At 43.9% G+C, this 13280-nt stretch carries 10 protein-coding genes; 9 read left to right on the forward strand and 1 reads right to left on the reverse strand.

Annotation, left to right across the window (positions count from 1 at the left end; genetic code table 11):
- Positions 1 to 259: 259 nt before the first annotated feature.
- The 4 genes from ACYQ5K_RS13170 to ACYQ5K_RS13185 all read left to right on the forward strand — a co-directional run bounded on the left by ACYQ5K_RS13170 (position 260) and on the right by ACYQ5K_RS13185 (position 3569).
- Positions 260 to 751 carry a ribonuclease Z gene (locus ACYQ5K_RS13170; RefSeq protein WP_173687581.1) on the forward strand — a complete coding sequence of 164 codons (492 nt, stop codon included), beginning with the start codon at positions 260 to 262 and terminating at the stop codon, positions 749 to 751.
- Entirely contained in the window at positions 748 to 1731 is a 984-nt protein-coding gene (locus tag ACYQ5K_RS13175; protein WP_173687580.1) for a DNA/RNA non-specific endonuclease, read from the forward strand. Before ACYQ5K_RS13170 ends, ACYQ5K_RS13175 begins: the two co-directional genes overlap by 4 nt.
- A 154-nt stretch (positions 1732 to 1885) precedes the next feature.
- The gene (locus ACYQ5K_RS13180; RefSeq protein ID WP_173687579.1) at positions 1886 to 3172 is read left to right on the forward strand and encodes an O-acetylhomoserine aminocarboxypropyltransferase/cysteine synthase family protein; all 1287 of its coding nucleotides are present in this window, start codon (positions 1886 to 1888) and stop codon (positions 3170 to 3172) included.
- Positions 3173 to 3224: 52 nt separating this feature from the next.
- Positions 3225 to 3569 carry a cupin domain-containing protein gene (locus tag ACYQ5K_RS13185; RefSeq protein WP_173687578.1) on the forward strand — a complete coding sequence of 115 codons (345 nt, stop codon included), beginning with the start codon at positions 3225 to 3227 and terminating at the stop codon, positions 3567 to 3569.
- A 158-nt stretch (positions 3570 to 3727) separates the two neighbouring features.
- On the opposite strand, the gene ACYQ5K_RS13190 is transcribed toward ACYQ5K_RS13185, so the two are convergent.
- Positions 3728 to 4822, reverse strand: a complete 1095-nt coding sequence (locus tag ACYQ5K_RS13190) for a pyridoxal phosphate-dependent aminotransferase (RefSeq protein ID WP_173687577.1) — start codon at positions 4820 to 4822, stop codon at positions 3728 to 3730.
- Positions 4823 to 4954: 132 nt separating this feature from the next.
- Here ACYQ5K_RS13190 and ACYQ5K_RS13195 point away from each other — a divergent pair, with 132 nt between their 5' ends.
- The 5 genes from ACYQ5K_RS13195 (at position 4955) to purB (ending at position 13278) form a co-directional block, all read left to right on the forward strand.
- Entirely contained in the window at positions 4955 to 8248 is a 3294-nt protein-coding gene (locus tag ACYQ5K_RS13195) for a DUF5717 family protein (protein WP_420314993.1), read from the forward strand.
- A 15-nt stretch (positions 8249 to 8263) separates the two neighbouring features.
- Positions 8264 to 9553: a DUF5716 family protein gene (locus tag ACYQ5K_RS13200; protein WP_173687575.1), complete on the forward strand. Its 1290-nt coding sequence runs from the start codon at positions 8264 to 8266 to the stop codon at positions 9551 to 9553.
- The gene (locus ACYQ5K_RS13205; protein ID WP_173687574.1) at positions 9528 to 10289 is read left to right on the forward strand and encodes a hypothetical protein; all 762 of its coding nucleotides are present in this window, start codon (positions 9528 to 9530) and stop codon (positions 10287 to 10289) included. The genes ACYQ5K_RS13200 and ACYQ5K_RS13205 overlap by 26 nt, the downstream gene beginning before the upstream one ends.
- A gap of 105 nt (positions 10290 to 10394) precedes the next feature.
- Positions 10395 to 11831 (forward strand): amidophosphoribosyltransferase, encoded by a 1437-nt coding sequence (gene purF, locus ACYQ5K_RS13210; RefSeq protein ID WP_173687573.1) that lies wholly within the window; start codon positions 10395 to 10397, stop codon positions 11829 to 11831.
- Between the two features lie 13 nt (positions 11832 to 11844).
- Entirely contained in the window at positions 11845 to 13278 is a 1434-nt protein-coding gene (gene purB / locus ACYQ5K_RS13215) for an adenylosuccinate lyase (protein ID WP_118217892.1), read from the forward strand.
- Positions 13279 to 13280 lie beyond the last annotated feature (2 nt).

Genomic DNA, 13280 nt, shown 5'->3' on the forward strand with positions numbered 1-13280 from the left:
GATGAGCCTCTGGAAGCGGGAATCATGTTCAGCAGAGGCTTCCATGCTTCCTGAGTCTCATCTCCATTGCACAAAATAGAATTTGCCCACATTCTTTTGCCACAGTAGCTGACGGTCGAATTGTTATATGGATTTCATGCCGGTTTTTAAGGCGGAAAAATGGTTGGAAGTTGTCTGCCTGCTACGCATAGTGGAGAGTGTGAAGCTGTGTAGAGGATTTCAGGTATTGGTGGAAATTGTGGGGAAGGAGTTTAGTGATGTGAGAATTATTGTATGTGTGGATAACCGGATGGGTGTGTGTTTTAATGGCAGGAGAGTGAGCCGGGATCGGATGGTGTCGGGGGATATTCTTGAGATGACGAGAGGGAATGTGCTCTGGATGGCGCCGGGGGCAGATAAGCTTTTTGAAGAAGTCTTTAAAGCAAAAGAAGAGGTATGCCGGGAGCCTGGAATTGGGAAGAAAATGCAGGACGCAGGACGACCGGAGAATGAAAAAATGTGGAAGGTTGACCGGGATTTTCTGGAAAAGGCAGAAGAAGAGGATTTCTGTTTTGTTGAGGGGGAGAATCTGGCTGGATATGAGGGGAAGATTACAGAGATTGTTCTGTATAAATGGAACCGGGATTATCCGGCAGATGTATTTTTTGAGGTAGATTTAAGCAAGTGGAGACTGGAAGAGAGAAAAGAATTTTCCGGTTACTCCCATGAGAAGATTACAAAAGAAATTTACAACAGGCAGGGAGTGCTATGAAGAAGAAAATTGGAAAAATGAGAGGTGCGCTGCTTCTGGTGTGTGCATTGTTTCTGACAGCTTGTGGTGCAGGTGGAACAGATGCACAAAGCGTATCGTATGGCGACAGTCAGGCAACAGTAATTGAAAGGCAGTCAGGTAGCGGAGAAAATGAATCGGCAGCAGGTGGCAGCCAGGAGCCGGTGAGCGCTACATTAGATAATATTCCGGCATACAGCGGAACGCCGTATGTAGTGATCGACGATAATGAACCGGATTTTACCGAAGATGAGCTGACAGATCAGTCTTATGAAAGCTACAGTGATCTGGATGAACTGGGGCGGTGCGGTGTTGCCGAGTCCAGCATTGGGACAGAACTGATGCCGACCGGGAAAAGAGGAAAGATTGGACAGGTGAAACCGTCCGGGTGGCAGACAATAAAATTTGACAATGTGGATGGAAAATATCTTTACAACCGCTGTCATCTGATTGGCTATCAGCTGACAGCAGAAAATGCGAACGAAAAGAATCTGATTACAGGAACCCGCTATATGAACGTGGATGGGATGCTGCCATTTGAAAATATGGTTGCCGATTACATCAAAGAGACAGATAATCATGTAATGTATCGTGTTACACCGGTATTTGAAGGGGAGAACCTGGTTGCATCCGGAGTTTTAATGGAAGCAGAATCAGTGGAGGATCAAGGAGAAGGTGTGAAATTTAATGTGTATGTCTATAATGTACAGCCGGGAATTACGATTGATTATGCAACGGGAAAGGCAGCACTTTCCGATGCGGATACGTCAGCGGGTACGGGAAAAACCAGTGTAAATACAGAGGAAAAGACGTATGTGTTGAATGAAAATACAAAGAAGTTCCATACGCCGGAGTGCTCAGGAGTAAAAGATATCAAAGAAGGAAATAAAAAAACATTTACAGGTTCAAGAGAAGAACTGATCAAAGAGGGGTATAGCCCGTGTGGGAGATGTAAACCGTAAGAGGAAAACAAAAGAAAAACTGCATATTCTACGAAAAATATAAAACAAATGGGAGATTTTTAAACAAAATCTCCTGTTTTCTGCTATAATAGAAAACATACTTAATGACTATACATTAGAGGAAATGTATAAAAGAAAAAGGAGGAACTTTCTCATGAATACTTATCATATGGGAACAAAATGCGTACAGGGAGGTTATACACCTGGAAATGGAGAGCCGAGACAGGTTCCGATCATTCAGTCTACGACATTCAAATACAATACAAGTGAAGATATGGGAAAATTATTTGATCTGGAGGCATCCGGATATTTCTACACCCGTCTGCAGAATCCAACTAACGACCACGTAGCGGCAAAGATCGCGGCGATGGAAGGCGGAACAGCTGCAATGTTGACTTCTTCCGGACAGGCAGCGAATTTCTTTGCTATGTTCAATATCTGTGAAGCAGGAGATCATATTGTGGCTTCCTCCTCGATTTATGGTGGAACCTTCAATCTGATCAGTGTGACAATGAAGAAAATGGGAATTAACGCAACATTTGTTTCGCCGGATGCAACAGAAGAAGAGTTAAATGCGGCATTCCAGCCAAATACAAAGCTGATGTTTGGTGAGACGATTGCCAATCCGGCTCTTACTGTTCTGGATATTGAGCTTTTTGCAAAGGTTGCACATGCACATGGTGTACCGCTGATCGTGGATAATACCTTCCCGACACCGGTCAACTGTCGTCCGATCGAATGGGGAGCAGATATTGTGACACATTCGACTACAAAATATATGGATGGACATGGAGCAGCAGTCGGTGGAGCAATCGTAGACAGTGGTAAATTTGACTGGATGGCTTATGCAGATAAATATCCCGGACTTTGCACACCGGATGAAAGCTATCATGGAATCACCTATGCTGAGAAATTCGGAAAAGAAGGCGCATTTATCACAAAATGTACTTCCCAGCTGATGCGTGATCTCGGATCGATCCAGGCACCACAGAATGCATTTATCCTGAATCTCGGACTGGAATCTCTTCATGTGCGTATGCCAAGACACGTGGAGAACGGACAGGCTGTGGCAGAATTTTTGGAGCAGCACCCAAAGGTTGCTTATGTCAATTATCCGGGACTTCCATCCAGCAAATACTATGAAAGAGCAAAGAAATACATGCCAGACGGAGGCTGTGGAGTAGTATCTTTCGGACTGAAAGGTGGAAGAGAAGCTGCTTCCGTATTCATGCAGAATCTGAAGCTTGGAGCGATTGAAACCCATGTGGCAGATGCGAGAACCTGTTGTCTGAACCCGGCAACATCCACACATCGCCAGATGAATGATGAGCAGTTAAAAGAAGCAGGAGTTCCGGCAGAACTGATCCGTATCAGCCTGGGACTTGAAGATAAAGAGGATCTGATCGCAGATATTTCTGCGGCACTTGACGCAATTCAATAATTTTGTCACAATGACAGATAAAGAAATCTGATCAGACAGGAGGAAAAGAGTCATGACAAAGAAAGCAGAAAGACAACCAATCAAAGCAGAAAATGTAGCAGGCGGCGCAGGCTATATCCTGAAGGAAGAACTGATCAAAGATGAACAGCTGGGCGCACACTGCAAGATGTTCAATGAAGTTACCTTAAAGCCGGGATGTGAGATTGGATATCATGAGCATCACGGAGAGACGGAAACTTATTATCTGACAAAAGGAGCCGGCATTTATAATGATAACGGAAAAGAGTATCCGGTAGAAGTCGGAGATGTGACCTTCTGTGCAGATGGAAATGGTCACGGCATCAAAAATGCGGGGGAAGAAGACCTTGTGTTTGTGGCGCTTATTTTGAAAGAATAGTGTGAAGAGGGACGGAGCCCGGCGCAAATGATATTGATCGTCACCTATGAAACTGTCACTGGCAGTTTCATACGGATGCATGGCAACTCCGAAGTTCGTACAAAAAGGGGATGATGTTCGTGTGAACACGGACACCATCCCTATTTTTGTGGAGAACATTATGCAAAGAAATCCTGTATTCCTTGAAGCAGTCTCTTATTATCTTCCGGAGCCATAATGCAGAACCGGAAGTATTCTCCCCCCAGTTCTTGAAAGCTGGAGCAGTCTCTCACCATCAGACCCTGCTTGATCAGAAATTCAAATACATCCGCAGAAGTAACTCCTTCTTTTTCAATCTTCACCAGAACAAAATTTGCATAGGCCGGATAGACGGTCAGTCCATCAATCCTGGAAATCTGATCGCACATTTTCTCTCTTTCGGAGAGGATCAGCTCCCGCGTTTTCTGAATATAGTCCTGATCCTGAAGCATTTTCTCACCGGCATAAGCGCCGAGGCTGTTGAGACTCCATGGATTCTGCATCAGCAGAAGATCCTGAAGAAACTGCCGGTTGCTGGTTGCGCCGTAGCCAAGCCGGAGACCCGGAGCTGCATAGAATTTGGATACCCCACGCAGGATCATCAGATTGTCATAACTTTCGATCAGCGACATGGAAGAAATTGCATCGATATCCGGTGCAAATTCAACGTAAGTCTCGTCAATCATCAGGAAAGAACCGGTTTCCCGGCAGCAGTCCAGAATGGTCTGGACCTCAGAAGCTCTAAGGGCAGAGGAAGTTGGATTGTTCGGATTGCATAAGATCACCAACTCATAGCCTTTTTTGATTTCGGCACAGAAATCATCGATATCAAGATGGAACTGATCTGCCTCCTTTAATAAATAAGTGTGGACCGAACTCCCAATCAGATCCAGTTCCCGGCCGTATTCGGAATAGGTCGGACCCAGTACCAGTGTTTTCTGAGGTTTCCGTGTCTGGATCAGAAGAGAGATCAGTTCAGTAGAACCGTTTCCGACGATCACGTGTTCCGGTAAAATCTGGCAATAACCGGCGATTACTTTCTTCAGAGCAGTGTAGTTACGGTCCGGATAGCTGCTTAGAAGATCCAGATGTGCTGAGAGATCTTCTTTGAGCTTTTCGGATAAACCAAGTGGGTTGACATTGGCTCCAAAGCAGACGATCTCGTCCGCCGGTACATGATAAAATGCGGCGACAGCAGAGGTGTCGCTTCCATGAAACTGCGGTTTCGCTTTCATAAATAGTATTCTCCTTTGTGTATAACAAAAAACTGTGAATTAAAAAAATCGGGTATTCCGCATTGCCTGATATGCAGAATAATGTTATAATTTATTATAATGTCTTTTTGAAAAAATGCAATGCAGAAGTAGGTGGCAAGCTTGAAGAATAAAATAAAAAAATTTTCCAAAGGAGATTTCCGAACCATTCATCCGGAGATTGTACTGCCGGTAACGAATCTTGAGATGACGATCGGGGAAGGAGAGTCCTGCCAGGGAAGTTTCATTATGAAGAACAGGAAAGAAGGAGATATCAGAGGACTTGTATATTCTTCTTCTTTTCGTGTACATTTAGAAGAACAGGGATTTGAGGGAAACCCGGTGGAAATCCGTTTTACTTATGATGGAAGCGGACTTGCTCCCGGGCATGTTGAACAGGGAAAGTTTACGATCGTATGTAACGGTGGAGAATTTGAGGTAAACTTTACTGCGATCATTGAAAAACCATCAATCGAGACTTCCTGTGGAAGAGTACAGAATATCCGTGATTTTAAAAGGCTGGCGATGGAAAACTTTATTGAGGCACACCGTCTTTTCAGATCACGCGATTTTTATGATGTGATAAAGTATGAAGAGCCAAGGATAAAGGCACTTTATGATAATATTAGGAAATGGTCTCTCGGTGAACAGGCGATGGAAGAATTTCTGGTCGGAATCAAACAGAAAGAATGTATTTTCCTGACGATGGGACGGAATCAGAGAACATTCCGCAATTTAAAAGAAGCAACCCGCGAGATTATTCACTTCACAAAGAATACCTGGGGGTTTATGCCGGTAAAGGTACATGTGAGTGGTGACTTTATCCAGATTGGAAGAGATAACTTTACAACGGATGATTTTGTGGGAAATCTGTTTGATTTCAGTTATATCATTCATCCGGAAAAGGCTCATGCGGGAAATAATTATGGACAGATTGTTTTTGAAAGTCCGTATGAATCGCTGACCTATGAGGTAATGCTGGCTAATCACAAGGATCATGCGGAGAACAGACGTGTGGCAGATAAGACGATCGCATCGATCATAAAGGAATTTCTTGCGTACAAGGCAGACGGAAAAAATCTGACAGCCTGGGCGGATGCGACAAGAGAAAAACTGAAGGGACTGGATATATATTCAGAAGACGGAGATGTTTATCCACTGTTTGATGCGCATCTTAACCTGCTCTGCAAGGAGCCGGACAAGGCAAGTGATATTCTGGATGATTACAATTACAGCCGTTTCTCGGTGAATAAGGATTCCGTCATTTCATCGTATTATCTGTATCTGACTGCGCTTTTAAGAAAATCAGGCAGCCAGGTCAACAAAGCGATAGAAGAACTGAATAAGGCATATATGAAAGAACCGACGTCATGGCAGCTTGTGTGTATGCTGATTGACATTGATCCGGAATATAAAAACTACAGCAAAAAATTACAGGTTCTGGAACGCCATTGCAGCAACGGTGCGAATCAGGTGATCCTGTACTGGCAGGCATACCGGTGTTTTCTGGAGAAACCAACCTGTCTGAAAAAACTATCAGCATTTGAAGTGCAGATTCTTAATTTTGCACAGAAACACGGAGTCCTGACAAAGGAAATTGCACTTTACATGGCAAACCTGGCATCCCAGCAGCGGACCTATGATAAGAATCTGGACAAAGTGATGCGGAAAGTGTATCGGATTTTCCAGGATCCACAGATCCTGACAGCGATCTGTACTCACCTGATCCGTGGCAATCGCACAACGCCTGACTGCTTTGAGTGGTATGCATCAGCAGTAAAAGAAGATCTGAAGATCGCGCAGCTTTTTGAATATTATATGATGACTGTAGATGATAAATATCTGGACAGACAGTTTCCGAAATCGGTACTGCTTTACTTCCGGCATGGAAATACACTGGAATATAAAAAAGCAGCAGTACTTTATGCGAATCTGATCAACTGCGAAGAAGAAAGCAGTGAGCTTTACAGTGCTTACAGAGAGCAGATGGAACGGTTTGCATGGACACAGCTTGAGAACCGCAGAATCAATGATATCTTACATATCATTTACAAACGCTGCTGCACCGAGCGGGATATGACACCGGAAAGGATCCGGGCGGTTTATGATATCTGTCATGCTTATGAGATTAAGACAACGGCAAAGAACATGGCGTTTGTCATGGTGATCGAACCGGATGGAACAATCAGTCAGAAAGTACAGTACAGTGCAGATGGTGTGATTGTATATCTGTACAGTAAGGACGCGCGGATCGTCTGGGAATCAAAAGACGGCCGTCATTATATTGATTCCATTCCATATGAAACTATGCGGATGTTCTATGAGAACCGGTATATGGAAATCTGCAGAAAATATCAGGAAGAGCATGAGGAAGAGGAACGAAAAAAAGAGAAAAAAGAACTGACCTGGGATATGCTTAGAAAGCACGGACTTGAGACGGCAGATGAAAAAGAAGTATTTAAAATGTGCAGCATGCGCCTGCGCGAAGAAGGTGCGGAGGAGGATGATTTCCTTCTGGCACTTTGTTTTGAACTGTTCCTGAAAGACCAGTATGATAAGCAGACACTTTCTTATCTTGCTGAGTATTATTGTGGCTCTACCCGTAACATGAAGAGGCTCTGGCATGTGGCGAGAGATTATGATATTACGACTTACAAGCTTTCAGAGAGGATCATTACGCAGATGCTTTTCTCGGAAACGATGTTTGGTGAGGAAGAGATTTTTGCGGATTATTATGAAGGAAGAACGTATTTCCGCTTGAAGAGAGCATATCTTGCCTATGTTTCAAGAGAGTATGTGGTAAATGGACGCCAGGTAAAAGGATGTATTTTTGTGATCATTGCAAATGAATACCGCAAAGAGGAGGATCTTCCGGATATCTGCAAGATTGCTCTGCTGAAATATTATTCCAGCAGGGAAGTGCATCAGGAACTGGAACCGATGCTGCGTGAATTTTTGCGTGAAATGTGTGAGAAACAGCTGTATTTTTCTTTCTATTTAAAATATCCGGAGAGCTGGCTGAGAGAGGTGCAGCTTTATGATAAGACGATGATTGAATATCACGCAAAGCCTGGTAGCAAGGTGGCGATTTCTTATCAGATACGTAAGGGTGAAAGCGACAATATGAACTACCAGGAAGAAATACTGCTTCCAGCGTATGAAGATACTTATATCAAGAGCTTTATTTTGTTCGGTGATGAATCTCTTCGTTATTATTTTACAGAGACGAATAAAGATAAGGTGACAGTCACGGAAAAACGTGATTATAAACCGCGGGAGGTAAGGCCGATCGGAAGATTTGGAAGACTGAATGATATGACATCGCTGAAGGATGAAGCGCTGGCAATCGCAATGAAGGAATTTGCAACAGAAAAACAGCTTGCTGATGATATTTTTGTTGCTTACTAAAGGAGGAAATACTTCATGGCACATGGAAGTATCATAGGATATGACATCAATGCAAAGATGTGTCAGATCAGTTATTATAATGAACAAACACAGGAACCGGAGACGGTAGATACAGGGATTGAAAAGGAAAACAATCAGATCCCTCTGGTGATGAACTATTACAAAGAGACCTGGACTTACGGAAGACAGGCAAGAAGAATGTCTACGGTAAGGGACAGTATCTGCGTGGAAGGAATCTGGGAATGTGCGCTTGGCAATAGGAAAATCGAGGTAGACGGACAGGAATATGAAGGTGTCCAGCTTCTGGCAGATTTTGTAAAGTACACGTTGAATGGATTTGAAGAAATTGAAAGCATCACGTTTACAGTCCCGGAGAAAAACGAAGACATCCGCGTCCTGCTGAAGGGAATCGGACAGAAGCTCGGAGTGGCAAAGGAAAATATTTATGTTCAGGACTACAAGGAAAGCTTCTGTCATTATATGTTTAACCAGCCGAAAGAATTATGGCAGTATGAAGCGGCACTTTTCTACTGTGACGAGGATGTGATCCGGGCATATATGCTGCGGGAACTGAAGAACAGTTCGCAGAAAAGCAGGGAAAGCTTTGTGACAGTGGACAAGGTGGCGGATGCGCGTATGGAAGAACTGGAAGCAGTTTATCCGGTGCTGCATGTTGAGAAGGCAAAAGCGGCAGATGAGCATTTTAAACGTTTTATCCAGAGTGTATTCAACAAGAAGATGATCTCTTCTGTCTTTTTGACAGGGGATGGGTTTGAAAATAACTGGTATCCGAATTCTCTGCGCGTTCTTTGTAACGGACGCCGTGCGTTTATGGGAAATAATCTGTACAGTAAAGGGGCGTGTTATACGGCGCAGCGCAGAAAAGAGGAACAGTCAGATGCACCGGTCTACCTGGATGAGACAAAGCTGACCGAGCAGATTTCTGTGCGGATGCGCGTGAATGGAGAAGAAGGCTGGTATCCACTGGTATCCTGGGGCAATCACTGGTACGAATCAGACAGACAGTTCGAGGTGCTTCTTGGTGATACAGAGAATATTGAAATCCATGTAGATTCTCTGGTGACCGGCAGGCATCTTGTGGAGCCGGTTTCCCTGAAAGGTATGCCGGACCGGAAAAATTATGCGCTTCGTCTGAAGATTAATACATTTTTCTCGGATGAAAAGACCTGTCATATTATTTTTGAAGATATGGGATTTGGTGAATTTTTTGCGCCATCAGGATTCCGGGTGGAGAAGATCATTGAATTAGGAGGCAGCAATGGGCAGTTTAATTCTTTGTCATAAGAAAAAGGCAAAACATCCATATGAAATTTCGAGGATCCATACAAGGATCAGTACACTTGAAGAACTGTGTTATTATCTGTGCAACAATCTGTATCTGATCGATTATACGATCATGAATGAGCAGCTCTGCAGATGGATTGCAGATGAACTGGAAATGCAGGATCTTGCAGTAAAGCTGGTGGAATTGATCCGGAATCATGGTTCCGTGGAGAAATTTGTGGTTCTTGTGCTGCATGAATCCAGAATCTACACACCGGGTGAAATGGCACACATCCAGAATGTTCTGGAAAAACTCAAGAACCAGAAAGAAGTAGAACGCCAGAAATACAAAGCAGATACGCTGATGGAAAGCGGAGAACTGGAATCGGCAATCCTGGTTTACATGTCGATTATCAACGGAGAAAAGGATGATTCGGTAGATAAGCGTTTTTATGGCCGCGTGTATGCGTGCCTTGCCGGAGCATATGGGAGAGCATTTCTGTATGAAGAGTCGGCGAGAATGTATGAGAAGGCGTATAAGATCTGTGAAGATAATAAAATGCTGGAAGGTTATCTGTATGCAAGTTCCAGATACATGCCGCAGGATGAATATCAGAAGATGGTTATGGGCAATGAAATCCTTTTGGAAATTGACAATAAACTTACAGAAAAGATAGAAAATGTGAGAGAAAATATCAACATCGAACCGTCAAGGGAATTGTTTGAAGAATGGAAAAAAGAGTACAGAAGAGCATAGTGTTCGGGAGAAAGTTCAAGGCTGTGTATTGATTTTCGGAAAATCATGTATTATACTCTCTATGTAAAAAATAAGCGGATACAACAAATAGGAGAAGACAAAACGATGAGCGAACTTGAAAGAGTAGAGACTGGGTTAGGTGAAGAATGTGGTGTATTCGGAGCCTATGATATGGATGGCGGCGATGTTGCACCGTCGGTGTACTATGGTTTGTTTGCCCTTCAGCACAGAGGGCAGGAAAGCTGCGGAATTGCAGTGACAGATACCTATGGCAAGCGGAAAGTCCATTTCAGGAAAGGGCTTGGACTTGTCAACGAAGTATTCAATGAGGAAGAGCTTGACAAATTAAAGGGAAACCTCGGCGTCGGACATGTGCGGTATTCGACAGCAGGAGGAACGCGTGCGGAAAATGCACAGCCACTGGTTCTGAATTATGTGAAAGGTACATTGGTAATTGCCCACAATGGTAATCTGACAAATGCAATTGAGCTTCGTCATGAGCTGGAATATACAGGAGCTATCTTCCAGACAACCATTGATTCAGAAGTGATTGCCTATCACATTGCAAGAGAGCGTTTGAAGGTTTCGAAGGCAGAGGATGCGGTCAAGAATGCGATGAAGAAGATTGAGGGTGCATATGCACTGGTTGTATCAAGCCCGCGTAAGATGATCGGAGCGAGAGATCCGTTTGGCCTCAAACCACTCTGTATCGGTAAGCGTGATAATACCTGGTTTCTGGCATCAGAAAGCTGTGCGCTTGCGGCTGTTGGAGCAGATTTTGTCCGTGATGTAGAGCCGGGAGAGATTGTCAGTTTTACAAAGCATGGTGTGTCTTCGGACAAGAGTATGCAGATTCCACCTGAAAAGCAGGCGCGTTGTATTTTTGAGTATATTTATTTCGCACGTATGGACAGTGTGATCGACAGCATCAATGTATATCATGCAAGGATTGTTGCGGGAAAAGCTCTTGCACAGTCTTATCCGGTAGAGGCTGATCTGGTAGTCGGTGTACCGGATTCCGGACTTGTTGCGGCAAAAGGATATTCGGAATATTCCGGAATTCCTTATGGCATGGCGTTTCATAAGAACAGTTATGTAGGAAGAACCTTTATCAAGCCGAAGCAGAGCCAGAGAGAGTCCAGTGTGAAGATCAAACTGAATGTCATTGAAGAGGTTGTACGGGGCAAGCGTATTGTTATGGTAGATGATTCCATCGTCCGTGGAACGACCTGTGCAAATATCATCAAGATGCTCAAGAAAGCAGGAGCAAAAGAAGTTCATGTAAGAATCAGTTCGCCACCGTTTTTACATCCTTGCTATTTTGGTACGGATGTACCGTCGAATGATCAGCTCATTGCTCATTCACATACAACGGAGCAGATCCGTGAAATGATCGGAGCAGATTCTCTTGGATATATGGAAATAGATAAGCTGAAAGACATGGTTGGAGATCTTGGATACTGCGATGCATGTTTTACAGGAAATTACCCGATGCGCGTTCCGGGAAAAGATATTTCCCACGCGTTTGAGTCAGAAGAATAGGGAGGATAAGACTATGGGATACGACAAGTATGTAAGTCCGCTTTCAGAGCGGTATGCCAGCAAGGAGATGCAGTATATTTTTTCTCCGGACATGAAATTTAAGACATGGAGAAAACTCTGGATCGCACTTGCAGAGACGGAAAAAGAGCTGGGGCTCAATATTACAGATGAACAGATCGCAGAACTGAAAGAGCATGCAGAGGATATCAATTACGATGTCGCAAAAGCACGTGAAAAAGTAGTGCGTCATGATGTGATGTCTCATGTCTATGCATATGGACAGCAGTGCCCGAAAGCAAAAGGGATCATCCATCTGGGAGCGACTTCCTGTTATGTAGGTGATAATACCGATATCATTATCATGGCAGAGGCCCTGAAACTTGTTAAGAAAAAGCTGGTTAATGTTCTGGATGAACTTTCAAAGTTTGCAGATCAGTATAAAGATCTTCCGACACTTGCATTTACTCATTTCCAGCCGGCACAGCCGACAACTGTTGGAAAGAGAGCAACCCTCTGGATGCAGGAATTTTCCATGGACCTTGCAGATCTTGACTATGTACTTGGAAGCTTAAAGCTTCTCGGATCAAAGGGAACAACCGGTACACAGGCAAGTTTCCTGGAACTGTTTGAGGGAGATCAGGAGACCATTGATAAGATCGATCCAATGATTGCTAAGAAGATGGGATTTGAAGCATGCTATCCGGTATCCGGACAGACCTATTCCCGTAAAGTGGATACAAGAGTTGTGAATGTTCTTGCCGGAATTGCAGCAAGTGCACACAAATTCTCCAATGACATCCGTCTTCTCCAGCATCTGAAAGAAGTGGAAGAGCCGTTTGAAAAGACGCAGATCGGATCTTCTGCAATGGCATATAAGAGAAATCCAATGAGAAGCGAACGAATCGCATCTCTGTCCCGCTACGTGATGATTGATGCACTGAACCCGGCGATCACTTCTGCTACACAGTGGTTTGAACGTACTCTGGATGACTCTGCAAACAAGCGCCTGAGTGTACCGGAAGGTTTCCTCGCGATTGACGGTATTCTGGATCTGTGCCTGAATGTCGTTGACGGACTGGTTGTATATCCGAAAGTAATTGAAAAACGTCTGATGTCTGAACTTCCGTTCATGGCAACAGAGAATATTATGATGGATGCAGTGAAAGCTGGTGGAGACCGTCAGGAACTGCATGAAAGAATCCGTGAACTTTCGATGGAAGCAGGAAAGAATGTTAAAGAAAAAGGTCTGGACAACAACCTTCTTGAACTGATCGCGGCAGATGATGCATTTAATCTGAGCCTGGAGGATCTTCAGAAAACAATGGATCCATCCAAATATGTAGGACGTTCCAAAGAACAGGTCGAAGCATTCCTTAAGAATGTGATCCGGCCGATCCTGGATGAAAATAAAGAGCTGCTTGGTGTAAAAGCAGAGATTAATGTATAGAA

The organism is Allocoprococcus similis (genome assembly GCF_054660775.1).